The organism is Sphingobacterium micropteri, assembly GCF_014692515.1.
Lineage (GTDB): Bacteria > Bacteroidota > Bacteroidia > Sphingobacteriales > Sphingobacteriaceae > Sphingobacterium > Sphingobacterium micropteri.
In genome coordinates this window covers 48,344-72,126 of sequence record NZ_JACOIK010000004.1, presented here as the reverse complement: position 1 = coordinate 72,126, position 23,783 = coordinate 48,344, and the positions used below count along the sequence as shown (strand labels likewise).

Here is a 23,783-nt window from a genome sequence, read left to right as displayed (position 1 = left end):
AAACAATATTAAACGTTCTCTTGGTTTAAATGTTGTTTATAGATTGCTTTCTTAATCTGGGTACGACGAGTTACTGATTTTTTCTCGTATGCTTGACGAGAACGAAGTTCACGTAATACACCAGTTTTTTCAAATTTCTTTTTGAAACGTTTCAACGCTCTGTCTAAAGATTCTCCTTCTTTTACATTTACGATAATCATGCTTTAAATACCTCCTTTCGTGCCCTTTTAATTTTTTGTGTGTGCAAAGATAGAGAAATAATTTAGATATAGAAAGGGATTGTCTAAGAAATGTTTCATAATCCCAATTTTTTTACAATTTCTTCCAAAGGCTCTTCCTGACTACACAATGCGGTTTGAAATCCTAATTTTTCCGCTGTTTCCAAATGTTGTGGACTATCGTCAATAAACAAAGTTTCTTGTTGTTGAATGCCTGTATCAATCACTAAATGGTCAAAAATATCCCGATTGGGTTTGCGTAAACCTATTACATGTGAATAATATGTTTTCTCAAAGAATACCGAGTTGTCCGGAACACCATATTTTTCCTGAATATGTTGCATGCAATATGCATAGTGAATTTCGTTGTTATTACTCAGCAAAAATAGGCGATATTTTGTTTGCAGGTACTCCAATATTTCATGTTTGCCCTCTGGCACTCCGATTAATAAAGCATTCCAAGCGTCATTAATTTGTTTATCGGTCAGGTCTGGGCAGTTTGCTCGCTCTCGAATCCCATTCCTAAATTCAGCGGCACTAATTTCTCCTCGATCAAAAGAGTCAAATAGGGGATCTTGTGCCCGATGTCCAAAAAAATCATTTACATTTTTGATACCCAAGGATATAAAGGCTTCTCGCACGCGAACAAAGTCAATCATAAAAATAACATTGCCGTAATCGAGTATAATATTTTTAATTTTTTGCATGGAAAATTTTGTTTTCTCCGTGCAAATATCGATAATTGCATCGTCAAAACGGAATGACAGTGCGTTCTTTTTGATAGGTTAAAAAACTGCGCCTATAGCTCAGTCGGTTAGAGTAGAAGACTCATAATCTTTTGGTCCCTGGTTCGAGCCCAGGTGGGCGCACAAATCGAAAAGTCGTTTTTCCGCAAGGGAAAACGGCTTTTTTCGTTTCTTAGGGCACTTTAGGGACATCTGTCCTACGTCGCATCGGATACCCCGAATCGACGTGACTTGCATAGATTTTTGTTGAACTTCACGTAAAAGTGTTACAAATGTGTTACAGCCCTTTTACGTGCCAATTTCGAAAGAACTATGGCAACCGTTAGTGCAAAGGTGTTCGAGCATCACAAAAAAGCCGATGGCACCTACAATGTGAAAATTTGTGTGCAACACAAAAGATTAAGAAAGTATCTTGACACAACTCATTTTGTCGTCAGGAAACAATTAACCAAAGACTTTAAGGTCAAAGACCCGTTTATCGCCGACAAGGTCGAGAAGCAGCTTAGGGATTATCGCAAGATGATTAGTGAGCTTGACGAACGATTGGATTATTTTACCGCGGAATCCCTGAGCGATTACCTGCGTGACAAAGATGAGGATATCGATTTCATCAAATTTTGCGACCAACACATCGAACGTCTAAGAAAAGAAAAGCGTACGGGAACCGCGAACAACCACCGGAAAATCCGTAACAGCTTGGTCGATTATTTCAATAGGACATCCGTCTCGATCAAGGAGATCAATTCCAATATGCTAATGGCATACGAGCGTTACATGCGATCAGAAAGAACTATGGCAAGGGTTAATCAATTGGGAAATGAAGTTACTACGAAAGAAAAAGGGTTATCCGACAGCGGACTACATAATCAAATGCGTGACCTGCGGACGTTATTCAATGCTGCACGTGACCTATACAACAATGAAGACCTTGGAATATACCGCATCAAGCATTATCCATTCAAGAAATACAAGGTTGGTTCCCCACCCCTCACAAAGAAAAGGAACAATACACTTGAACAAGTATTAACTATTCGGGATTGTGTAACCACCCCCGGAAGTCGTGCGGAATTGGCAAAGGAACTTTATATGCTTTCGTTCTACCTTTGTGGCATAAATGCCGTAGACCTGTATCAAATAACGGAACGTGATGTTAGAAACGGACGTTTAGACTATTACCGTTCCAAGACACAGGGCAAGCGTAAGGACAATGCCTTTATCAGTATTAAGATTGTCGATGAAGCCAAGCCTTTATTGGAAAAATATTTAGGCAAATTACGTGAACGCTATTCAAGTGCCAATGCCCTTAATTGGGCATTATGTAAAGGCATGGAGCAATTACGCAAATTGACGGGGATACCCGATCTTACGCTGTATTGGGCAAGGCATACATTTGCCAACACCGCACGAAATGATTGTCGCATGAGTAAGGACGATGTAGCACTTGCGCTCAACCACGTTGACGAAGGTAATCGTACAACGGACATCTACATCGCCAAAGATTGGAAAATTGTGGATGACGTTCAGCGGAAAGTCATTGCACAGCTTAAAAAAGTTGAAATCAAGGTGATGAAGAAAATACAGGCAAAAAACTGAATAAAGAGCGTGGCCGCCTAATATGTAATAACTATCATCGTCGAATTGTATGAGGAATCTAATGCCCGTGCAATTCGATGGGATCATTTTTTAAAATGTAAATTCTGATTATCATGAAAACTGTGTTTTGGTTTTTTATCACTTGTATTCTCGCAACAATAGGTTTCTTTGCCGCACTGTCCATGAAAACCCCATGGATTGGATTTGTTGTTGCTTTTGGTGTTTGGTTGATTTTCCTTTGGAACACGACAAAACCGAGGAAGCATTAGTTCTTTCCGCGGAGCATTACAAAATTCTCTATCAGTCCTTGACTGACTATACATCAATCAATTTGTATTATTGACGCCAATAGCATCATCGGTTGTCACAATCAATAGAGTTTTACCTGTCGGTAAACGGGTTGGACTCCACGAAAAGTTCTTCTTGAGTTGATTTTTGTTCTTCTCGCGTGGTTATTTCGAATCATTTTTATCCCAAATTCGCATCAAATTTAATTTATTAATAATGATTCTAAATAATGTGGATTTGGATTTCTCAAGAGTTGCTGCGGTGATTTTTGCAATTATAGTAAATATTGGAAGTACCACTGCTCAACAAAAGCTATGGAACGTTAGCGGATATGTCTACGACATCGATGGCAACCCTATTGAGAACGCATCAGTAACAGTGAGTAACGTCCATCTTGGGACATCGACGGACGAGATGGGTTTTTTTAATATATCCGATATCGTCCTAGATTCTATAATTGTCAAGGTGTCAGCATTAGGTTACCAACACGAAACACAGACTGTTCATAAGCGAAATGTGGTCGAAAGCAATATCACCTTTGTTTGTAAGAAAAACGAAATAGCATTGCAACAGGTAACTATCACAGCCGATAAACGAGAGCGGTTATTACAAAATACCCCCTCCGCCGTTTCCGTAATCCAATCGGAAGATGTGGAAAAATTTCGGCTATGGAATCTGGCTGACTTGGGATCAGTGGCGCCCAATGTGCACATTCAAATGACCGGCAGCGATATGCATTCTTTCTCTATCAGAGGTATTGTACCTCCGGGGGGTGCGTCGTTTGATCAACCAGTTGCGGTTTATTTAGATGGTATATTACAGTACGATATCGCCAATACTATGGCGCTTCTATATAATATCGAACGCATCGAAGTGTTAAGGGGACCTCAAGGAACTCTGTATGGTAGAAATGCGATGGCGGGGGTGATCAATATCATTACAAAAAAGCCAAACCTCGCTCAGGGTTCATTGGGTTTCGCAGAAGCAAGTATTGGAGATTTTGGTGCTCAGCGTTATGTTGTAGGAACAAGTATTCCGCTGTATAAAGATTTATCGGCTAATATAGCAGGTTTTGTTAATAAGTCAGACGGCTATTATACAAATGTCTATGATGGAAATCGATTTGATAAAAACCATCATGTTGGAGGTAGCGCTACAATAAGGTACATGCCATCCAGTGCTTGGGACATGAACATTAATTTTAAAATACAACACTCGGAAAATCATGGCACTTTTCCATTTATCCTATACGACCCCCAAAAAACAATTTATCGACATGTAACCAATCAGGATACCTCCGGAAATGAAGTTCGGGATCTTTGGAATGTGTCCCTAAGTATGAAAAACCACAACAGGCGGTTTAACATACATAGCATCACAGCTTACCAATACAGTAACCGCTTTATAAAAGATGGTCGATGGGATTTTGATTGGACTCCGCGAGACATCAACAGTTCGGTGTATGTGGATTCGCCCAACGATAATGCATCGGGAACGCTGACACAGGAATTACGTTTTGATAACAACAATCTCGGCATGCCTAACTTATATTGGACTGTGGGAAGTTTTCTCCACTATCATCAGCGTAAGGAAATAGGCGTGATACATGTTGGCGAAGACGCCGTGTTCGATGGAGATAGCTATGCGCCATATCAACTACGGACACCCTCACAATTTTATAATGCGGGAATCGCAGTTTTCGGCCAGATGTCCTATACGATCTTACCAAAACTGGAAATTACAGCAGGGTTAAGATACGATTGGGAAAACAAATTAATGTATACCCAAACCGATATGATTAAGGAAGGAACGCCTGATACCGAAATCCAGCAACGTATGCGGATACCGGGAAAATATACCGCGTTCACACATAAGGTGAATTTGAGTTTTAAACCTATGGACGCGATTATGTTTTATGGCACTTATTCCACAGGGTTCCGTGCGGGTGGTTTAAATAATCGAACAAGTATACCGGCATTTCTGACCTATGATCCAGAATTTTCAACGAATTGGGAGCTGGGACTCAAACTTAACGGTTTAGCCAATAAGTTTTCAGCTAGCTTCGCCGCATTCCATATCGACTGGCGAGATATGCAAGTCGCGATGTTTTTGCCTGGATCTACATTTGATGTAGCCCTGCAAAATGCTGGGAGGGCGGTAAGTTCCGGTTTAGAATTAGAAGTTTCGGCATTATTGGCAAAGGATCTTGAATTGGATTACGCATTTGGCTTTACTACTGGACGATATAAAAAAATGGCTACCCCGGATCCCACCAAAGGCGATGAAATAGATTTGTCAGGCAATCGACTCATTTCCCAGCCTGATTTCACGTCTATGTTGGTCGCACAGTACAGTTATCCAATAGCTCCGAAAATCATTGGTACCGCCCGGCTGGAATGGAATCATATCGGATTTCAATCTTTTGACATCGCAAACTCTATTAGCCAGCGATCTTACCCGCTATTCAACGTGAGGCTTCAAGCAAACTATCAACAGATAGGAATCGCTTTCTGGATGAAAAATATTTTCAACCACCGATATATTTCAAGTATTTATGCTTCGGGTTCACCTTTCGTTGTTCTCGGTGCCCCCGGAAATTACGGCTTAACTCTGTCTCTTAGATTTCAGAATCGATGAAGACGAATGCTAAATACGCTATTATTGGCTTATTATATTTCACACAATCCATCCCCATAGCATTTATGGGAACGGCATTGCTAACCATCATGCGTTCGGAAGGCATTGGATTGGATAAAATTGGCTATTTATCGCTTGTTATGATTCCTTATGCCCTAAGTTTCTTATGGGCGCCACTCGTAGATCGATTTGGTAGCAGTTACTTCAAATGGGTATCCACTGCGAGTATATTGTATGCATTATTTCTTTTTCCGGCGAGCTTTCTATACGTCGATAGCTTATACGGGTTGCTTATATTGTTTACCCTTGCGATCTTTTGTATGAGTGTACAGGATATCGCCATGGATGCGTTCGCAATTACATCATTAACGGATAAAGAAAAGAGTATCGGGAACGGGTTACAAGCAGGTGGCGGGTATTTTGGATTATTAATTGGCGGTGGCGGAGTACTACTTGTCTATGACCGATTGGGGTGGGATGCAACTATTACATTGCTGACTGTTGTAACACTTATTCCGGTGATAGCTACAATCCGTTATAATAAATACAGTAAGAAACCGGACACAAGATCGGACGTTTCGATACGACAAATGCTTGAATATTTTAAAGATGCTAAATTTAAAAAATGGATACCTCTTTTGCTTTTATTGAAAATCCCTGCCAATGTCGCTTTTTATTTTTCTAATCCTCAGTTGATAGACAAAGGTCTCGGTCTCGCCGAAGTCGGATATATTTTCGGTATATGGGGCATGGGCGCTGCGGTGGCTTCTGGGCTTGTCGCTGGCCTTGTTTTTAAGCGAGCAGAAATACGGACGAAGTTGATAATTGCTATTGTGGCCAATATCATAGCCATTGCCTCAGCATTTCTATTAAGCTATGTTTCATCTTCACAAACAACTATAATTATATTTCTATGCTTGGCTATGGGTAGTATGCTCGGTTTAACCGGCATGATATTAAACGATGTGGCTATGCGACATGTTCGAAGTGGCGTGGAGGCAACAGATTACTCACTGCAAAACTTTCTGTCCAGCTTATTCTATAATCCGATAATATTCGTGTCGGGATATATTGCTCAAAATTTCGGATATCCTGTCCTATTTGTATGTATTGCGGGGATAATCTTGGTACAGCTAGTTTTTATGTCAACATACAAGAGTATAAAACCGAACGAGTGGGAAGATGTTGTTTAGTGATTTTCCTTATTTATATTTTAAGCGTAATTTTAGACATATGAATCTAGATCTTATTGCCACTATGTTGATAGCAGGAGGATTGCTATTGTTATCGTTTCTACATCTCAGTAACGTGACGTCCGTTAATCGGAGAGCCAATCTATTATTTGGCATTTTTACATTTCAATGGTCGACTTTCTGGCTTGATGAGCTTTTATTTTCTGAACACCTCAATACAACAAGTGCCGTATTTATCATATTAAGGACGTTTCAATTTTTAGTACCAATAACCTTCTTTTTAAGTGTCAAATTTTATACCGAACCAGACACAAGGTTAACTTGGAAGCATGGAGGGATAGCCATTGCGCCCACGGTATTTTTATTATATCTATTATTTAGGCCAAGCGTTAAAAACGAGTTATTTGAAGTTGGCTCTATCGTATTTTTCCTAGGGCACTCCGTATTTTACATAATATGGGCACATGCGAAAATTTTAAAACACCAGCGTGCAATTAAGTCCTTTCATTCCTATACCGAAAAAATAGACCTGCGTTGGATTAAATATATTACTTATAGCTTTATCGGATCAGCAACTATCGTCACGGCGTACAATTTTTTGACGAAAGCAGAGTCGCTCAGTATCTACATCAATCTATTCTTCGTTGCGGTAGTTTATCTAGTTGCATTTTATTCGCTTCGACAAAAGGAGATCTACCCTCAGGGAATAGAGCTCTCCGACATCGTCAGCAATAATACGCTAATTGAGCAACAAACAGACGTTCCTAAGGTCAAGGTCATAGAGGATGCTGACTTGCATCAACTAAAGGAAAAATTGCTCCGACTTATGGAACTCGAAAAGCCTTATCTCAATAGTGAGCTCAATCTTGTTAAGCTCGCTGAACAAATGAATTTAACTACCCACCAATTATCTTATTTAATAAACAACGCAATGGGAGAGAATTTCTTCAATTTTATTAATCGATATCGGGTTCGCAAAGCCAAGGAACTATTAAAAAATTCAGATTATGACCATTTAAATGTCCTCGTTATAGCTTATGAATCTGGATTTAATTCGAAAACCTCCTTTAATAACACTTTCAAAAAAATGACAAACTATACACCAACAGATTATAGAAAAAGCAGTGTTTAGTCTTAATTATTCTACATATATAGGTGCGCTGTACCTCATTGTTTACCCCCCATTTAAGTGTGTTGATTAACAATGTACAATCAGTCGCCACATGAAAACATTGATTACAATTCGGGTAGCCGTCTAAATGGAACGATAACTATTTGTGCGACTTTACAAACGTATACCCATAAGTCACTGGTTAATAGGTTTTTATTTCGGTTTTTGATTTGGTTCAACTTTATAACGAAGAGCGTTTTACAAATCTTATGCCTTTAGTTTTGCTGTTAAAATTTAAATTGACTTGGCTTGGCTGAACTTGCAAGTCATCAAAAAACAAAAGATAATATTAATGACAAATTTCGTTAGGGGCTCGATTTCAATCGACGCAGATTTGATTATAATTCAAGACGTATTGGTGGAGTACAAATACATTGAAGAGTGGGAAAAAGGATTCGATTCTTTTAAGGAACTTCATGTATCTAATGCAATGAAGACGATCGTGCATTGGGATATAGAACATGATATAGATTATATTTTTAGTGTGAAAGAGAACAAGGGGGGGATTCTACTGGAACTTATGGTAGGTGATTTAACCACACGCCTCAATGAAAAATATAATTTGGAGGCCACGCAACACTACGTTGATACCGTGCTCAACCGTATCAAGTCCATATCCGAGAGACTACAAGTCGCTACAAAACAAGTGAGATATACGTGTTAAACAAAATGGAAAAAATGCGCTTGGGTTTGATGGTATAGCTACGAGTTTTGCCAGGGGGGATTAAGCTCTATTAAATCCTGTAGCGTTATAAACAAAACTTCAAACGTTATCAGGAATTTTATCGATGGATTATTTTTACCGATGGAATGGTATTTTAGATTTATGAAAATTAGTAAAGACATAAAGAAGCGGGTACTTGAATTAAAATCTACAAAGAGGAAAAACATTTGGCTATTCGGAGGATCCGGATTGACCACTTCGCTGGTTAACCTTGGATTGGTAGATGAATCCGGATAAGAATCAACCCGATTATTTTGGGTGAAAGAATTCCCTCGTTTAAAGAGGTACAACAGCGCCTTTGATTGCATCTAACTATAGCAAAGCAATACCGTTCAGGGCCAGTAGATCCATATTACGAGGTTGATAACTAAATCTATGACATAACATACTCAACATTTATGAAAAAACATATTTTTTTAACCCTCTTCAAGATTTTATTTACGTCCATCGTCTTCTGTTATGTATTTGTAGCATTTAAAGAAAAAGAGAAGGATTATCATATCGATGAGATTACCGTTAAGCGGTTAAATATTGTGGATGAATCCGGAGAAGCCCTTCGAATGGTCATCAGTAATGAAACTCGGCAGCACTCAGGCATTCTCAACGGTAAGGAAATGCCCCAGCGAGAACGACCAGCTGGAATTATTTTTTTTAATTCAGTTGGAGATGAATGTGGCGGGCTGTTATATAATGGTAACGATGAGCAGGCAGGAATGGTGCTTTCGATTGATCAATATCGCGACGACCAAATCATGCAATTACAGTATCAAGAGAATACTTTTGATGATAAGCGAAAATATGGACTGCAGATTTGGGATTATAAAAAAGAGGACGGTTTTGATGAACGTTATGAGCGCTACTTGGAACTTAATACCATAGAGGACAAGGAACTGAGGGAACAGCGGATTGCTGAAATGAAATCCGACAGCTTGTGGATGGAAGACAGAATGTTTGTTGGGAAAAACTTTCAAAACCAAGTCGGCTTATTTATTAAGGATCAATCTGGTAACGCAAGAATTAGAGTATACATCGATGAGAACGATGAACCTAAATTCGAACTATTGGATAAAGAAGGGAACGTGTTAGGTAATAAATAGACATTGGAAATAGAAAGAAAATCACGCTTTGGTAGATAATATTGCGTTAAGTTTTTTGGAAATTTACCAAAGAAGTATAAATTTAAACCAAACTAATTAGTTGCGCATATGACTAAAGATATCAAATTATATAACGAACGTTTGCCTACTGAGGAAGCAAGAATATGCACTTTTCTCGCCGAAGAAATCGATCGTGCTTTACCAGAGGCTGCAAGCAAAATTTGGCATCGGCATCCGGTATGGTTTCTTGATGACAACCCTGTTGTTGGTTATAATAAATTAAAAGGTGGCATCAGGTTGATGTTTTGGAGTGGCGAGAGTTTTGAAGAAGAGCGACTTGTATCAGGAACAGGAAAATTTAAGGATGCCCATATATATGTTAATTCTATCGACATACTCAATTTGGAGGAATTATCTCGTTGGTTCTCAAAAGCTAGGGATATTCAGTGGGATTATAAAAATGTCGTCAAACGGAAAGGTAAACTAGTGCGATTAAAATAATAGGATTGGTATGTGTGTGAAATTAGGGTTAGTAGTCGTCGTGGTATGTTTGTTTTCGAAATCATTTGCACAGGTCGATCATCGTGATTTGTCGGAATTATGCAGTATACCGAATGCGCAGCATTACTTTGATGATTGCGGAGTGAAGGGTACAGTGCTCGTGTATGACACCACGAAAGATAAACTTTTTGCCTCTGACACTGTATCGATATACGATCCATCGCTTCCAGCCTCTACATTTAAAATAATAAACAGTTTAATTGCGCTGGAGATCGGAGTCATCCCTGACGAATATTACACTGTTAAGTGGTCCGGCGTTACCGACACTGTAAAATATGGATACCGCCCAGATATTTATCATGACATGACAATTGACGAAGCTTTCAGAAGTTCAGCAGTGTGGGTCTTCTTAGAACTTGCACGGAAAATTGGCAGGTCAAATTATGAAAAATATCTGGCTCTATGCGGGTTCGGAGACCCGACATTAATTGCTGAACCTTTGGATTTCTGGAACTTTGGGAAATTTGAGGTGACACCGTTTGCACAGCTGATATTTCTCAAGCAATTGCAACAGGGCAACCTACCTTTTTCGAAACGGAGTATGGATATCGTTAAAAAGATGATGACTACTGAAATCAAAGAATCCTATCAATTATATTCCAAGACGGGGTGGACGCGCGACAATGATATCAATACCGGCTGGTGGGTTGGGTTTATTGAAAAAGGAGAGAGTTCATATATTTTTGTGTCCCGATTCTTGCAAAACCGTAGGAATAATCGAAATGATTTCGGAGCATGCAGGTTATCAGTCTCAAAGGCACTTCTTGGCGAACTACAGATCATCGATTAATACATTAATACGAAATAAGTGGAAAAACCTAACCTTTTAATTCGCTAGGCAAAACACCGTATTTACGCTTGAAGGCAGCTGCAAAATGATGTGCATGTTTATACCCTATTATGTCTGCCACTTCACTCACGTACCTTTTCTCGTCAAGAAGTAGATACCTTGCTTTTTCCATTTGGAGGTCGCGGATGAAACCAAAAACGGTGTTACCGAAAAGCTCTTTGAAACCAGCTTTAAGCTTGGTTTGATTGATTCCCACTTGCTGAGCCAGCCCCACAATTGAAATGTATTGGTTGAAATGTTGCTCAATAAAGTTTTTAGCATCATGAAGGCACGCTATATCATATGAAGATAATTTACACTTTTTCGGAGAAGTTTGCCTATCCAACTCTTGAATTTGCATAAGGAAAAGTTCCATGGCTTTCGCCTCCAGATAAACGGACATTAAATGACCTTTATAACTATGCGTACCCATTTCGATAATCACTGTTTTCATCTTAGGAGTGATTGTCGCTCGAAAAAATTCTTCTGAATAAGTGGGATGCAGGAGTTGTTGCTGTATTTTTTCGAGGAAACAACTATCTGGAGTATACATTTTCTCAAAAAAAGATAATTCTATAGCAACTTCAAAAAATTGGTCCTTTTGACCATTTTTTGTTTTTGGTATATCATGGGTATAAATGCTTGGATGTTGATGATAAACATGAAATTCCTTTACGTTGGTCGAATCAGATAATTGGAAATGAGATACAATGGACGGCGCATCGAAATGTTCTGTCAGCGTCGATTCAGTCGCCGCTCTGAAGGTACCCCAGGTCATATGAAAATTTTGGTTTGCAACATCCACCAAATCCATGGATACATGATTGTGTCCGATCGAGTAATTAGTCCTTGATAAGCTTTCCGTAAAGTATCGGTTGGACAAGCTGAATCTTTCATTATCCAACGCTAGATGATATCCCATATTATTTCCTTTCCCGTTGATTGTATTTCTCACTACGTTGACTACCAGTACCTAAAATACAGAATTTTGTATCATTAATGATATCCAAAAATACACTATTTAGAATTAATATAAAATAATAATGACAGATAACCTGATTGATACGGCAGATCCAAATGAAAGTCCAAGGAAACGATATGGATCACAAACAGTCTCTACAGATGATCACCCCTTTCTCATGAGTGCCGGCGCTTTAGCTCGTCTATTGAAACCCGTTCGTAAAAAGTTAATATTAGCGACATCGTTGTCCGCTATTGCAGCGGCAGTTGGTTTAGCTCCGTATATAGCCATTGCGGAGATTGGCCGACTCACTTTAAGTTTATCGGATGGCTCGTATGAATCCGACACACTTTGGTTCTGGGTTACCGTCGGGTTAACTGGCGCGTCCCTACGTCTATTGCTTACGTTCTTTTCATCACGTATTGGCCATTATGCAGATGCCGAAATTCTACACGACATACGTCTACGTATCGTTAGACATTTAGGAATACTCCCGTTGGGGTGGTTCCGATATAAAGGCTCCTCGGCTGTAAAGAAAGTTATGACAAATGATCTTGAAGAGATGCATCAACTAATTGCCCATTCCTTGCGTGAAACCGTTGGCGCAGCGGTTGCTATACTAATAGGAAGCGCCTACTTGTTAGTGGTTGATTGGCGACTGGGCCTGATAACAATTTCTGTACTTGTGTTCATGTTTGTTTTCTACCGGATCGCCATGCGTTCCATGACGTTGCACATGAGCAAGCTGCTTGCCGCAGAAGCGCGGATAAGCTCGGCTAGTGTGGAATATGCGGATGGTATAAGCATTGTGAAAACATTCGGCACAGGCGGTCGAATGATGCAACGATTTGCGAAAGCGGTGGATGAACATACGAAAGCAATGGCTGCATGGGTGTCTGAAACCAAATATAGCTCCGCAATAGCTAGACTACTGGCGTCCGAGATGACGATATTCGGAGTAGTGATGGTGTCGGGGTTGCTTTTTGTTCGTTCCGGCTCGCTCAGCATGGGTGACCTGATTCCATTTCTGGTTGTCGGAATTGGAATGCCGACGTCAATTGTACCGGCAATACATGGGTCGCAGGGTCTACGTAAGGGGCGGCTGTCCGCCGGAAATGTAGAAAATCTATTGAATCGAAAACCGTTGCCCGAACCGTTGCAGTTCCAAACAATGAACGGGTATCAGATATCGTTTAATGATGTGTCTTTCGCCTATGACGGACAAAATATGGTTATGAAAAACATCAATTTGACCTGTGAGCCTGGAACTGTCACAGCACTAGTGGGGCCATCCGGGGCAGGAAAATCAACATTAGCCAATTTGTTACCTCGCTTCTACGACGTGACAGCTGGATCCATATCTATAGGTGGTGCAGACATACGATCAATACCATCAAACCGCTTGCTATCATCGATGTCCTTGGTTTTTCAGGATGTCGTACTGCTCCGAGACACCGTTGCCGAAAATATTCGCATCGGTAAATCCGGAGCAACACTTGCCGAAATTAAAGACGCCGCACAAGCGGCTCAAATCCATCACGTTATCGAACAATTGCCAAATGGGTATGATACTGTCTTAGGTTCCGGTTCTAGCGGGTTGTCGGGAGGGGAACGCCAGCGACTCACTATCGCCAGAGCAATTTTGTCGGGCGCCCCTATTGTCATTCTCGATGAGGCTACCGCATCTCTAGACCCCGATAGCGAGTTAGCTGTACAGCAAGCATTGTCAAAGCTTGCCTCGGGAAAAACAATGATTGTCATTGCTCATCGGCTGCACACCATTCAGGAAGCCGATCAAATCATCGTCATTGACGATGGCCAAATCGTTGAAAGCGGAAAGCACAAAGAATTGATCATCGCTAATGGTCTTTATAGCCGTATGTGGAATTCACAACAAAAAAATCAAAATCGATATGATAAAGAAATTATATAGTTTATGGCCAGAGCCGGGATTGTTGGTTCGGCTTGGCGCACTGCATGCAACCAATGCGATCCTACAAGGTGTGCTTCTAGGGATGCTAATACCTGTTTTACGAGCGCTATTGCAACCAAAACCAAATTTCGTAGAAGCTGAACCGTGGCTTGTAGCGGGTGGAATACTACTGGTTGTCTATGCTGTATTGACGATTATCGCAACTCCTGTAGGATTTACTGCGAGTATGGAACTTACCGCAAAACTTAGACACCATGTGATGAAGCATATTACCGTCTTGCCATTGGGATGGTTCACAACAGAACAGAAAGCCCGTATGGCACGGTCAATTACTGCTGATGTAGGCAACGCACCAAATCTCGCCGTAACCATCGGTGCTCCAGCAATTACCGCCACTCTGGTACCGGCTACGCTTATTTTGGTCACATTTTTCGTTGATTGGCGAATAGCACTCTTATTATTGACTATCATGGTGATAGCACTTGTTGCTTTAAGACATGCAGGTAACGTTGCAGCTATAGCCGATGAAGAACTCGAAGAAGCTGCTACAGAAATTGCCGGACGCGCCATCGAACTTGGTCAGGCACAAACCGTGCTCCGTGCTGCTGGATTGGGTATTTCAGGAACATCACGTATGCAAGGAGCATTGGAGGAACATCGCATTACCTATCGCAGGGGATTGCAAAAGTCCCTGTGGCCCGATCTTACTTTTACGGGTGTAGTCATGGGCGGCTTCATTGCATTGATTGTGTTAGGCATACAGTTATTGGTCAATAATACACTCTCTGTGCCCGATACCATCGCGCTGTTTGTAATTGCCGTACGCTTTCTTGAACCGCTCGGTTCCCTGATTGAGTTGATAGGTGCTTTGCGTGCCATGAATAATGCGGTAACAAGGGTTCAGGACATCCTTGATACGCCAAGTTTGCCCAAATGCGATAATGGCATAAAAACAATTGAACATGCGGGTATAACGCTCGAAAACGTATGTTATTCCTACGGGAACAATCTCGCGTTAGACGATGTTTCTTTCCATTGTCCACCCGGTAGTGCCACGGCTTTGGTCGGAGCATCTGGATCAGGAAAGACAACTGTAATAAGAGCTATTGCCAGATTTTTTGATGTTGACAGCGGAACCGTCCGCATTGGAGGCAAGGAACTAATGTCTTACGATTACGATAGTTTGATGCAGCATGTAGCTGTTATATTCCAAGATGTATATCTGTTTGATACGTCAATTGAGGATAATCTAAGGCTCGCGAAACCGGATGCATCTACGACGGAATTATCAAAGGCAGCAGAACTTGCATGCTTAGACGAAATGATCGCGCGATTACCTAATGGTTGGGAAACGAAAGTTGGAGAAGCGGGTACGTCGTTGTCAGGTGGAGAACGTCAGCGGGTTTCAATTGCAAGAGCATTTCTTAAAAACGCACCTATTGTACTGATTGACGAGGCAAGTTCTGCGCTGGATCCTGAAAATGAAAGGGCCATCAGCCGTGCGATAGCGAATTTGGCAAGTGACGTTAACCGTACGGTAATTATTATCGCACATCGACCTACAACTCTTGCTGCCGCCACGCAGGTAGTCTCCTTACATGAAGGAAAAGTTGTTGAGTTTGGTGACCCCGAAGCGTTAAAAAGTGGCAATGGTGTGTTTTCCAAACTATTCCACCAATACGAAAATGTAAGGAGTTGGCATATTTCCAAAGGTTAACTATAGCGATGCTCGAACTTTGATTAATGGTCTCTACCTAATATAGAGTTTAATCAACATATAAAATTGAGGGTCTATAATGACATAATCAGCTATCACAAAATGAAAGTATGAAAGATAAATCGGTTAGTTGGATATTCAGCTTGGAAAACGATTTACATCCAAGTCAAGTAAACGTCAACGGGATTGACAATTCCTATTTTCATCGCACCATTGCGAATTTGCGAAAAAACTGCAAGGTATTTCGCCCCGAATTTATAAGAATATATTGCCGTTCTAAACAACAATCCAAAATGGAGTTGGCCAATAAAGCGTGTACATATTGTATTGTCGCTTCCGAGAAGAATGTTACGGATGAGCAACTTGGTAATATCGGAAAACTTACGAAGTTAAGCCTAGAAGAGATATTTGGATACTAAGATAGTCCCTCATGGGTCAACAAAAGAAGGCGTATTTAATAGAAGGGCGCCTTCTTTTATGATTTGATTTATATCGGATAAGCTGTTTCGCTTTTCGTTTCAGACAACACAAAATAGGTTTGCACGGTATTGACATGTGGTAATACCGCCAGTTTATAACGTAAGAACTGATGGTATGCTTGCATATCTCTGGTCGCAATACGCAGCATAAAATCATACGAACCAGCCATCTGGTAACACTCCATTACTTCCGGAAATTTTGCAACCTCCCTTTCAAATTCGTTTAGTACCTCGGCAGTATGCGCCTTCAAAAATACTTGGGAAAAGGAAATGAGGTCGATCCCTACTTTCGCACGGTCCAATATAGCTACCGTACGTTTTATGTATCCGTTAGCTTTTAGTTTTTTCACGCGTTCGTGAACCGCTGCAATCGATTTGTTGAGATGATAGGATAACTCTTTGTTGCTGAGCGAAGCGTCTGTTTGCAAGAGACGCAAAAGCTTCATGTCCACATTGTCAAGTTCCATCTTATATTTTTCTTGATTTAATCATTCAAAGATATAAAAAATTGAAATAATTATTGTTTAATTCTACTTTTCAATTATATTTTCGAATTTTAATCGTAAGTATTGAATATTATTTTGTTTAATACAAATTTTGTAAAATAATTATTTAAATATGATGGAAGAGATAAGCGAATGTCTGTCTCCAAAGCTGGATAGTAAATTCAAACACTTATGGTGTTTGGTAGGTAATACGCCGATGTTAGCATTACAATATGTTTACCAAGGAAGGCCGGGAACGATTTACGTGAAATGTGAAAATTACAATTTAACAGGTAGTATCAAAGATAGGATGGCTTTGTACATTTTGTATAAAGCTTATATGAACTGTGCGATACGCCCGGATGATATGATTGTCGAAGCTACAAGTGGAAACACCGGAATAGCATTCTCTGCTATTGGCAAAGCATTGGGACATCAGGTTAAGATTATGATGCCCAATTGGCTTAGTAAAGAGCGTATCGATATTATTAAGAGTATGGGAGCAGACATACAATTGGTGAGTAAAGAGGAGGGAGGCTTTCTTGGTAGTATCCGTTTGAGTGAGGAATTGGCTGCAAAAGGTGGTGTGTTTCTTCCGCGTCAGTTTGAAAATCAGTATAACGCTGAAGCGCACGAGTTGACTACCGGACGGGAAATTGCTTCGCAACTAAAATCTATTGGGAAAACAGTAGATGCATTTGTGGCGGGCGTGGGAACAGGTGGCACGGTAATGGGGGTTGGAAATTATCTACGCCAAATAAACCCTGCTGTGAAGGTGCATCCGCTAGAGCCTGCCGAAAGCCCTACCTTAACGACAGGATATAAAGTAGGTTCACACCGTATACAGGGGATTTCAGATGAATTTATTCCTGCTATTGTTAAACTTGATCAATTGGACGAAGTCATTCAAGCTTCTGATGGTGATTCTATCCTCATGGCGCAAAAACTGGCAAAACAGTTAGGGCTCGCGGTGGGTATATCCTCCGGAGCAAACATGATAGGGGCAATTAAACTGAAAGAGCAGCTGGGACCCGATGCAACGGTTGTAACGCTCCTATGTGACGACAATAAAAAATATTTAAGCACAGATTTGGTTAAAGAAGAGCCTGTTCGGGATGGATTTATCACGACAGACGTAGCGTTTGATGGGTTCCATCCCATTAGTCGCCTAACGCAGCCTCTTGTATCACTTCCAGCATCAGCTCTATTTTCATAACTTTTCAAAAAAACCAAAGTGTATGAACAGCATAAGTAAGTTTCTTATAAGTCTGGTCTTGATGATTCCCCTGATCGTATTGGGACAAGGGGCGGATACGCTGATTTCATCCGATGGGATCGAATTTAAAGAGAGCCGGGCAGATGATGGGCCTGCTTCTACTGAAAGTGATACCCTGTTGGAAGTTCCGGACGATCTCGTCTTTGAGGAAGGAACATCAAGCAGTGACACAGCGGAAAGCCCGGGAGTTGACGCCCCGCTGCAGTCGGTAGATGCCAGCGCCGAGGGAGGACAGTCTCTCTGGAGTATCTTCATTGCCGGGTTGCTCGGCGGCTTCGCAGCCTTTATTATGCCCTGCATATTCCCCATGGTACCGCTTACTGTCAGCTTCTTCACCAAGAAAGGCGGTTCCCGTGCAAAGGGTATATCACAGGCACTTTTATACGGGCTTTTTATCATTGTCATATACGTTGCGCTGGGTATGCTCATCACCATCGCCTTCGGCTCCGATGCCCTGAATGCCCTTTCTACGAACGGCATATTTAACTTTCTGTTCTTTTTGATATTGGTCGTCTTTGCTGCCTCCTTCTTTGGTGCTTTCGAACTCACACTGCCGAGTTCCTTTGTCAATAAGATAGATGCGCAGTCAGATAGAGGTGGATTATTGGGGTTATTCTTCATGGCGCTCAGTTTGGCTTTGGTGTCCTTTTCCTGCACTGGGCCGATCATCGGCACGTTATTGGTAGAAGCTGCATCCAAGGGTGAGCGTCTGGGCCCTGCCATCGGCATGCTCGGGTTCTCCATTGCCCTGGCTATACCCTTCGTGCTTTTCGCTTTCTTCCCCTCGATGCTTAAGTCCCTACCTAAGTCGGGTGGGTGGCTCAATAGCGTTAAAGTAGTATTAGGTTTCCTTGAACTGGCATTGGCATTGAAGTTCCTATCCAACGTAGATCTTGCCTACCATTGGAATTGGCTGGATAGGGAAGTTTTTCTGGCCCTTTGGATAGCGATCTTCGGACTGCTTGGACTGTACCTGATCGGCAAGATACCTTTTGCGCACGACAGCCCATTACAGCATCTGTCCGTTCCGCGCACTATGTTAGCGGTCATCGTATTTGCCTTCGTGGCGTACATGGTACCAGGCATGTGGGGAGCACCGCTGAAGTCGATATCGGCATTCCTGCCACCGTCGGCAACACAGGACTTTGATCTTTCCACAGTGAATTTTGGCACTACGGCAACTGGAACATCCAGCACGGGAAGGCAAAAGAAATACTATGAGATTTTCCACGAACGGGGCACACCCAAAGGGTTTGATCCGTACTACGACTACGAAGAGGGGCTTGCCGCAGCGAAAGAGTTAGGTAAACCGGTGCTCATCGACTTTACGGGCTGGAACTGCGTGAACTGCCGCAAAATGGAGGCCAACGTATGGACAGACCCAAAGGTGGCGACACTGCTTCGAGAGGAGTTCGTAATGGTGGAACTATTCGTAGATGACAGAACCGAGTTATCGCCTGAGGAGCAGTATGTTTCAGAATACTCGGGCAAACGCATCCGGACAATCGGTGCAAAGAACAGCGATTTCCAGGCTTCCGCATTCAACAGTAACTCGCAACCGCTTTATGTGATCGTAGACGTAGAAGGCAACGTGTTGATACCGCCCAGTGGAGCTGACTATGACGTCAACAGCTATGCCGCTTATCTAAAAAGTGGTATTGATGCATTTAGATGATTATTTCCAACGATGTTTGTCTGCATAATCACTCAAGTTTTAGATTATTAATCTTCAAATTGTTGGTTGAATTTTTTCACCGCAGCTTCCAGTATTTCATTGGCTTCTTTCAAAAGGGCAGGTTCAATTTCTTGCGGTGTTACATAATTTTTTAATAACGCCTGCTGATTGGCAAATGCCAGATACGCCATCACCTCATACTGCCCCCAATTATAATCGTAAATAAAAGAAACACCCGTATTTGCTGTATCCTGCAAGAGTGCTAATTGTTTCAGCAGGGCAAGCATTGGTAGTATTTCTAAATAATTTTCACTGAAGAAAATAGTGATAAATGTCCAACTTTCTTCATCTTTATCGTAATGCTCCACACTTCCAAAATCTCGTCCATTAAGCAGTTGATCAAAGACCGCACGGTTATGCTGAACGTGAAAATGTGGAGTATTTGACAATGGTTTTTTGCCACTCATTTCACGGTTGTCCCACCATTGCAACCAGTTTTCGTCAATGCTTTGTGGCAAAGGTTTCTCCTGAAAAAACTGTTGAAGTTTTTCTTCTTTGATTTGAATGTTGATATAAAGTGAACATTGTTCTGACATACGATTTTTATTAAAATATTCCCCATTTAAACAAAAAGTAACCTGCACCAATGAGCAACATAGGCAGTGAAAAAGCCAGCAGAATATTGCTGCCCAAATAAATGCCCCAATACGAAACGATGCGTACATTCTGATAGTTTTTTGCGCTGTACACAATCGGTACTTTTTCGCCAATATCGTAAGCCGGTGGAATGGCACGTGCGTTAGGTGTGTAGGTTTTCCTCTCGCCCTTTACATCGTATTCTAATAGGGGTGCATACATAATAGACATGCGGTTGTTGTCGGTAGATTTCAATGCAATATTGTCAATTACCGTGGCTTCTGTTTTGATTCCGGCAGCAAGAAATTTTCAGGAACTGATAAAGATACCAACTCCCGATGCCAACAGCACCAGTCCGAGTACTACCAATATTCCGTGGATTGTATTTGCCATATTAATTTGCCTTGTGAAATATAATTAAATTAAAATCTCTGACGCCGTCGTTGTCTTCGTCATAAGTTTCCTGGCGCATCTGCATTTCAGAAGATTTCTGTTTCTCCAAGTATACCTTCATCATCTTCCATTTTCAGTGTGTTGGTTGATGGATCAAAAGTATAAATACCATGATCGTCCCAATCTTCGCGCCTAGTACATTCGCCATCAGCATTTTTTGCATATTTTTTAAGGATAAAGCTGCCATTGGATTCATAAATATATTCCCACAGATTTCTGCACGTGGGAATATCAAGTGGATCTAACGTAGAGCCGTCCACGCCTGAAATTATTTTGGCAGAAGTTGGTCTCCATGTTGCGACAAGCAGTTCCGGATTAATCGTGTCGTTGTTGTAATTATCATCATCTTTACGACATGAAGTAGTGAGCAAGGATACAGCTATAAATAAAAAAAATGTTCTTTTCATAATTTTTCGTTTATTTATCAATAAAATCAAATTTGTTTTCAATCAGTTTCCCGATTAGTGGTAACGTTTTTTACATCGTTTGCAGCATTGATGATTCCGAAAATCATCAGAATCAGAAATAGATGGATGCCAAGATAACTTAAAATTGATCGCACTTTCGGAGTCATAATGTTTTATTTTTTGTTTGTAACAAAAATCAGATTAAAAAAATGAATCTATCGCCTATTCCACATTACAAACGATCTACATCGTGAAAAAGTGTATATATAAAGCATATACAAATACGGCAATTAGTTAATTTGGGAGCATAGCGAACATTTATTACATAGCGCTGAATTTAAACTAACTTAGGAAGCTATAATCATTAAGACAGACCAAGGTCGAAAAGCAAAAAACCGACCTGCAATCTTTGCCTGTAAAGCAATTTCACTTCAAACTGTGTAAGTAACGGATTGTCCTATATCATTCCAAAGCACTTGTCCAGCGTTTCAGACTTCTTTACTTCCATCAGCGATATAACCTGTTGCGGAATTTGAATTTCTTCAACCTCCGCAAAACCGAACCACTTGGCAAAGCACCCGAAAAATCGGTGTTCATACGCATATTTAATATCGGATATGATCGCATTGTAAGCGGGATTATTCCGTTCCGTCCAGTATTGTGTATGAAATGCACGAATCCATTTATCCGCATAGAATTGGGCGTTTTTCGTTTCGTGACCATATTTCCTGAACAGATAGAGCGAAAACGCCCATCCCATGTTGCCAATTTCTCCGTCATCTTCTATGCCGTAAAGATTCTGCCAGTTAAATCGAGCGGTAAAAAAGGAAAGTAGTTGCTGTAGTCTCTCGCTGTGAGCAAGTTTCGGGTACTTTTCACCCTTTTTTGTCACGGCCAGCTTGTTATTACGTTTCTTGATCAAGCCTTCCGTAGTGAGGTACTCCTTGATTGGCCATATATATGGAATATTATCCTCCGAAAGTATTTTCACGTATTTCATGTACTTCCAGTAGATTAAATTTTTCTTTACCAACAATGTGCACACCGCTACCGGAAGATTACCTTTCGCGGTGAGTCTGAGCTCGCCGGCTTTCTGTATTTCTGCTAACAGCATGTCGGATAGTACCAATAACGGGATTGCAGCCAAATCGCTTTCATAATGAGGAGCTACCCATTTCAATGGGCTATCCTCAGCTAAGGGGTAGTGGAGTAGGAGATGCATTTGGTGTGGGCTGAGTCCATCAAAATCATCGACTGCTGACGCATTGCGTTTCTCTATATATTCAGCCATCAGGACATTGATCTGCTCGATAGATAGTTTACCACTATTTGCCTGTGGATACTTTTTAACAAATTCTTTCCATATTTCTTGCGACATGCTCATTATATAAAGGTCGTAATTATGTCCCATAATTTGATAATTTTCCTTAATTCCCGCCAGATTTGCCACAAGCTAGATATAACGGGAGCTTATGTTAAGATTGGGTATTTTGAGCGGGAAGCAGACCTCATATTTCAAGATGAAGTTCATGGAAATTTGTTTGAACAGATATATCTTGATAAGCTTATGATTTGGAATGAGGGGCATCTCCCGGAAAACTGGACGGTGGGTAATTTATTAAAAAGCCATTCGTCCCGGCCATATAATCCGGATATAGCAAACTCTTTTTTCCGTAGCGGTTATGTGGAGTCCTGGGGACGTGGTATTAGCAAAATGACGGAATTGTGTGTAGCTGGTGGTCTTCCCGAACCAAGTTATCTTGTGGAGGGATCGGATTTTTGGGTTATATTCAAGAAGGATATTTATAACACAGAGTATCTTGAGTCTCTTGGATTGAACGGCCGGCAAGTGAAAGCGGTGTTGTTTGCTAAAGAGAAAGGGAAAATCACGAATAGTGATTATCAGACGTTGAATAGTATATCTAGAGAAACAGCAACACGGGACATCAAAGAATTAGTAGATAAAAAATTGTTTAAATCCAGTGGAGTGAAAGGTGCTGGTGCCTATTATACCTTAAATTGAATTGCGTCATTAATTGCGTCAATTGCGTCACGATTGAGTATTAATTGCGTTATGAATATCCCAACCGTTTCAGATGTCCCGACAATGGATCGACCATACGCTTCATATCCGGCAGATCGCTACCACCGAGTGGCGACAGGAGGATGCCTTCGAGTTCCGTATCATGGAAAGTCCGCATGCACTGGAGCAGGCCATTCGTGATAAAGTTGCAGAAGGTTATACCGGCCGGGTGATGGCAGGTTTCTGTTGGCCTTGGACCAAACAGGCAGATGCCGAAGGGGAATTGCACAAAGATGTTGTCGTGGGAGATTATATACGGCCTTGGAATGCAGACGAGAATACCAAAGGTATGCGCCGTGGTATTCCCAAATCACAATATTGGGCTTATGACGAGGCAGGTATCGATCAGGTGGGCTGTGTCTATACGGCACAGGGCTTTGAGTGTGACTATGCCGGTGTCATTTTTGGCAATGATCTTAAATATAACCCGGATACCGGCGAATGGGAGGGATTCTCGGAAAACTAACACGATGGACAGGTGAAGGGAAGCGAGAATTTTGTGCAGTTGGTCAAGAATACGTACCGGGTATTACTAGGTCGTGGTATGAAGGCGTGTTATGTGTATTTTATGGACAAGGAGACGGAGCGGTATTTTAGGAGTCGGATGAGGAGATAAATATT

23 protein-coding genes, 1 tRNA gene and 1 pseudogene are annotated in these 23,783 nt (G+C 41.2%); 17 read left to right on the top strand and 8 right to left on the bottom strand.

Annotated features, from left to right (window positions below; translation table 11 throughout):
* Positions 1 to 8: 8 nt before the first annotated feature.
* Positions 9 to 200, bottom strand: coding sequence for a 30S ribosomal protein S21 (rpsU, locus tag H8B06_RS06265; RefSeq protein ID WP_130140044.1), 192 nt, complete (start codon positions 198 to 200; stop codon positions 9 to 11).
* A 95-nt stretch (positions 201 to 295) separates the two neighbouring features.
* Entirely contained in the window at positions 296 to 925 is a 630-nt protein-coding gene (locus H8B06_RS06260) for an HAD family hydrolase (protein WP_130140045.1), read from the bottom strand.
* Positions 926 to 1,013: 88 nt separating this feature from the next.
* Between H8B06_RS06260 and H8B06_RS06255 the strand changes: the two genes are divergently transcribed.
* The 9 genes from H8B06_RS06255 (at position 1,014) to H8B06_RS06215 (ending at position 11,018) form a co-directional block, all read left to right on the top strand.
* Positions 1,014 to 1,087: transfer RNA gene (locus H8B06_RS06255), tRNA-Ile, on the top strand.
* Between the two features lie 189 nt (positions 1,088 to 1,276).
* Positions 1,277 to 2,557, top strand: coding sequence for a tyrosine-type recombinase/integrase (locus H8B06_RS06250; RefSeq protein WP_190993449.1), 1,281 nt, complete (start codon positions 1,277 to 1,279; stop codon positions 2,555 to 2,557).
* Positions 2,558 to 3,061: 504 nt separating this feature from the next.
* Complete coding sequence (locus H8B06_RS06245) at positions 3,062 to 5,482, top strand: TonB-dependent receptor (protein ID WP_190993448.1); 2,421 nt, start codon at positions 3,062 to 3,064, stop codon at positions 5,480 to 5,482.
* The gene (locus H8B06_RS06240) at positions 5,479 to 6,675 is read left to right on the top strand and encodes an MFS transporter (protein ID WP_190993447.1); all 1,197 of its coding nucleotides are present in this window, start codon (positions 5,479 to 5,481) and stop codon (positions 6,673 to 6,675) included. Before H8B06_RS06245 ends, H8B06_RS06240 begins: the two co-directional genes overlap by 4 nt.
* 40 nt (positions 6,676 to 6,715) lie before the next feature.
* The gene (locus H8B06_RS06235; protein ID WP_190993446.1) at positions 6,716 to 7,807 is read left to right on the top strand and encodes a helix-turn-helix domain-containing protein; all 1,092 of its coding nucleotides are present in this window, start codon (positions 6,716 to 6,718) and stop codon (positions 7,805 to 7,807) included.
* Between the two features lie 331 nt (positions 7,808 to 8,138).
* Positions 8,139 to 8,510 (top strand): hypothetical protein, encoded by a 372-nt coding sequence (locus H8B06_RS06230; RefSeq protein ID WP_190993445.1) that lies wholly within the window; start codon positions 8,139 to 8,141, stop codon positions 8,508 to 8,510.
* A 458-nt stretch (positions 8,511 to 8,968) separates the two neighbouring features.
* Entirely contained in the window at positions 8,969 to 9,667 is a 699-nt protein-coding gene (locus tag H8B06_RS06225; protein ID WP_190993444.1) for a hypothetical protein, read from the top strand.
* A gap of 108 nt (positions 9,668 to 9,775) precedes the next feature.
* Positions 9,776 to 10,168 (top strand): DUF1801 domain-containing protein, encoded by a 393-nt coding sequence (locus H8B06_RS06220; RefSeq protein WP_190993443.1) that lies wholly within the window; start codon positions 9,776 to 9,778, stop codon positions 10,166 to 10,168.
* A 10-nt stretch (positions 10,169 to 10,178) separates the two neighbouring features.
* Positions 10,179 to 11,018, top strand: a complete 840-nt coding sequence (locus tag H8B06_RS06215; RefSeq protein WP_190993442.1) for a class D beta-lactamase — start codon at positions 10,179 to 10,181, stop codon at positions 11,016 to 11,018.
* 28 nt (positions 11,019 to 11,046) lie between these two features.
* Here H8B06_RS06215 and H8B06_RS06210 read toward each other — a convergent pair whose 3' ends face one another.
* Positions 11,047 to 11,871 carry a helix-turn-helix transcriptional regulator gene (locus H8B06_RS06210; protein WP_165292926.1) on the bottom strand — a complete coding sequence of 275 codons (825 nt, stop codon included), beginning with the start codon at positions 11,869 to 11,871 and terminating at the stop codon, positions 11,047 to 11,049.
* A 229-nt stretch (positions 11,872 to 12,100) separates the two neighbouring features.
* On the opposite strand from H8B06_RS06210, the gene H8B06_RS06205 reads away from it, so the two are divergent.
* The 3 genes from H8B06_RS06205 (at position 12,101) to H8B06_RS06195 (ending at position 16,087) form a co-directional block, all read left to right on the top strand.
* A complete protein-coding gene (locus H8B06_RS06205) occupies positions 12,101 to 13,951 on the top strand; it encodes an ABC transporter ATP-binding protein (RefSeq protein WP_223857508.1) in 1,851 nt (616 codons plus the stop codon).
* Entirely contained in the window at positions 13,932 to 15,668 is a 1,737-nt protein-coding gene (locus tag H8B06_RS06200; RefSeq protein ID WP_190993441.1) for an ABC transporter ATP-binding protein, read from the top strand. The genes H8B06_RS06205 and H8B06_RS06200 overlap by 20 nt, the downstream gene beginning before the upstream one ends.
* A gap of 110 nt (positions 15,669 to 15,778) precedes the next feature.
* A complete protein-coding gene (locus H8B06_RS06195) occupies positions 15,779 to 16,087 on the top strand; it encodes a hypothetical protein (protein ID WP_190993440.1) in 309 nt (102 codons plus the stop codon).
* 68 nt (positions 16,088 to 16,155) lie between these two features.
* Here H8B06_RS06195 and H8B06_RS06190 read toward each other — a convergent pair whose 3' ends face one another.
* Positions 16,156 to 16,614, bottom strand: coding sequence for an Lrp/AsnC family transcriptional regulator (locus tag H8B06_RS06190; RefSeq protein WP_190993439.1), 459 nt, complete (start codon positions 16,612 to 16,614; stop codon positions 16,156 to 16,158).
* A gap of 151 nt (positions 16,615 to 16,765) precedes the next feature.
* Between H8B06_RS06190 and H8B06_RS06185 the strand changes: the two genes are divergently transcribed.
* Together H8B06_RS06185 and H8B06_RS06180 are read left to right on the top strand one after the other, a co-directional pair.
* Positions 16,766 to 17,848 carry a PLP-dependent cysteine synthase family protein gene (locus H8B06_RS06185; RefSeq protein ID WP_190993438.1) on the top strand — a complete coding sequence of 361 codons (1,083 nt, stop codon included), beginning with the start codon at positions 16,766 to 16,768 and terminating at the stop codon, positions 17,846 to 17,848.
* Positions 17,849 to 17,870: 22 nt separating this feature from the next.
* Entirely contained in the window at positions 17,871 to 19,583 is a 1,713-nt protein-coding gene (locus H8B06_RS06180) for a protein-disulfide reductase DsbD family protein (protein WP_190993437.1), read from the top strand.
* Between the two features lie 47 nt (positions 19,584 to 19,630).
* On the opposite strand, the gene H8B06_RS06175 is transcribed toward H8B06_RS06180, so the two are convergent.
* Together H8B06_RS06175 and H8B06_RS06170 are read right to left on the bottom strand one after the other, a co-directional pair.
* Positions 19,631 to 20,179 (bottom strand): hypothetical protein, encoded by a 549-nt coding sequence (locus tag H8B06_RS06175; protein ID WP_190993436.1) that lies wholly within the window; start codon positions 20,177 to 20,179, stop codon positions 19,631 to 19,633.
* 10 nt (positions 20,180 to 20,189) lie between these two features.
* The gene (locus H8B06_RS06170; protein WP_190993435.1) at positions 20,190 to 20,450 is read right to left on the bottom strand and encodes a DUF3592 domain-containing protein; all 261 of its coding nucleotides are present in this window, start codon (positions 20,448 to 20,450) and stop codon (positions 20,190 to 20,192) included.
* Between H8B06_RS06170 and H8B06_RS06165 the strand changes: the two genes are divergently transcribed.
* Positions 20,449 to 20,640 carry a hypothetical protein gene (locus H8B06_RS06165; protein WP_190993434.1) on the top strand — a complete coding sequence of 64 codons (192 nt, stop codon included), beginning with the start codon at positions 20,449 to 20,451 and terminating at the stop codon, positions 20,638 to 20,640. The two genes, H8B06_RS06170 and H8B06_RS06165, sit on opposite strands and share 2 nt — an antisense overlap.
* 58 nt (positions 20,641 to 20,698) lie before the next feature.
* Here H8B06_RS06165 and H8B06_RS06160 read toward each other — a convergent pair whose 3' ends face one another.
* Both H8B06_RS06160 and H8B06_RS06155 read right to left on the bottom strand, forming a co-directional pair.
* Positions 20,699 to 21,079: a hypothetical protein gene (locus tag H8B06_RS06160; RefSeq protein WP_190993433.1), complete on the bottom strand. Its 381-nt coding sequence runs from the start codon at positions 21,077 to 21,079 to the stop codon at positions 20,699 to 20,701.
* A 457-nt stretch (positions 21,080 to 21,536) separates the two neighbouring features.
* On the bottom strand, positions 21,537 to 22,490 hold the full coding sequence (locus tag H8B06_RS06155; protein WP_190993432.1) for a hypothetical protein: 954 nt from the start codon (positions 22,488 to 22,490) through the stop codon (positions 21,537 to 21,539).
* Here H8B06_RS06155 and H8B06_RS06150 point away from each other — a divergent pair.
* Both H8B06_RS06150 and H8B06_RS06145 read left to right on the top strand, forming a co-directional pair.
* A complete protein-coding gene (locus H8B06_RS06150) occupies positions 22,482 to 23,102 on the top strand; it encodes an ATP-binding protein (protein ID WP_190993431.1) in 621 nt (206 codons plus the stop codon). The two genes, H8B06_RS06155 and H8B06_RS06150, sit on opposite strands and share 9 nt — an antisense overlap.
* Before the next feature lie 73 nt (positions 23,103 to 23,175).
* Positions 23,176 to 23,778, top strand: a pseudogene (locus H8B06_RS06145) (DNA/RNA helicase domain-containing protein).
* The last annotated feature ends 5 nt before the right edge of the window (positions 23,779 to 23,783 follow it).

Coding starts and splice junctions, on each gene's coding strand:
- rpsU (WP_130140044.1), bottom strand. CDS start 200: ATGATTATCGTAAATGTAAAAGAAGGAGAATCTTTAGACAGAGCGTTG.
- H8B06_RS06260 (WP_130140045.1), bottom strand. CDS start 925: ATGCAAAAAATTAAAAATATTATACTCGATTACGGCAATGTTATTTTT.
- H8B06_RS06250 (WP_190993449.1), top strand. CDS start 1,277: ATGGCAACCGTTAGTGCAAAGGTGTTCGAGCATCACAAAAAAGCCGAT.
- H8B06_RS06245 (WP_190993448.1), top strand. CDS start 3,062: ATGATTCTAAATAATGTGGATTTGGATTTCTCAAGAGTTGCTGCGGTG.
- H8B06_RS06240 (WP_190993447.1), top strand. CDS start 5,479: ATGAAGACGAATGCTAAATACGCTATTATTGGCTTATTATATTTCACA.
- H8B06_RS06235 (WP_190993446.1), top strand. CDS start 6,716: ATGAATCTAGATCTTATTGCCACTATGTTGATAGCAGGAGGATTGCTA.
- H8B06_RS06230 (WP_190993445.1), top strand. CDS start 8,139: ATGACAAATTTCGTTAGGGGCTCGATTTCAATCGACGCAGATTTGATT.
- H8B06_RS06225 (WP_190993444.1), top strand. CDS start 8,969: ATGAAAAAACATATTTTTTTAACCCTCTTCAAGATTTTATTTACGTCC.
- H8B06_RS06220 (WP_190993443.1), top strand. CDS start 9,776: ATGACTAAAGATATCAAATTATATAACGAACGTTTGCCTACTGAGGAA.
- H8B06_RS06215 (WP_190993442.1), top strand. CDS start 10,179: ATGTGTGTGAAATTAGGGTTAGTAGTCGTCGTGGTATGTTTGTTTTCG.
- H8B06_RS06210 (WP_165292926.1), bottom strand. CDS start 11,871: ATGGATTTGGTGGATGTTGCAAACCAAAATTTTCATATGACCTGGGGT.
- H8B06_RS06205 (WP_223857508.1), top strand. CDS start 12,101: ATGACAGATAACCTGATTGATACGGCAGATCCAAATGAAAGTCCAAGG.
- H8B06_RS06200 (WP_190993441.1), top strand. CDS start 13,932: ATGATAAAGAAATTATATAGTTTATGGCCAGAGCCGGGATTGTTGGTT.
- H8B06_RS06195 (WP_190993440.1), top strand. CDS start 15,779: ATGAAAGATAAATCGGTTAGTTGGATATTCAGCTTGGAAAACGATTTA.
- H8B06_RS06190 (WP_190993439.1), bottom strand. CDS start 16,614: ATGGAACTTGACAATGTGGACATGAAGCTTTTGCGTCTCTTGCAAACA.
- H8B06_RS06185 (WP_190993438.1), top strand. CDS start 16,766: ATGATGGAAGAGATAAGCGAATGTCTGTCTCCAAAGCTGGATAGTAAA.
- H8B06_RS06180 (WP_190993437.1), top strand. CDS start 17,871: ATGAACAGCATAAGTAAGTTTCTTATAAGTCTGGTCTTGATGATTCCC.
- H8B06_RS06175 (WP_190993436.1), bottom strand. CDS start 20,179: ATGTCAGAACAATGTTCACTTTATATCAACATTCAAATCAAAGAAGAA.
- H8B06_RS06165 (WP_190993434.1), top strand. CDS start 20,449: ATGCGGTTGTTGTCGGTAGATTTCAATGCAATATTGTCAATTACCGTG.
- H8B06_RS06170 (WP_190993435.1), bottom strand. CDS start 20,450: ATGTCTATTATGTATGCACCCCTATTAGAATACGATGTAAAGGGCGAG.
- H8B06_RS06160 (WP_190993433.1), bottom strand. CDS start 21,079: ATGAAAAGAACATTTTTTTTATTTATAGCTGTATCCTTGCTCACTACT.
- H8B06_RS06150 (WP_190993431.1), top strand. CDS start 22,482: ATGTCCCATAATTTGATAATTTTCCTTAATTCCCGCCAGATTTGCCAC.
- H8B06_RS06155 (WP_190993432.1), bottom strand. CDS start 22,490: ATGGGACATAATTACGACCTTTATATAATGAGCATGTCGCAAGAAATA.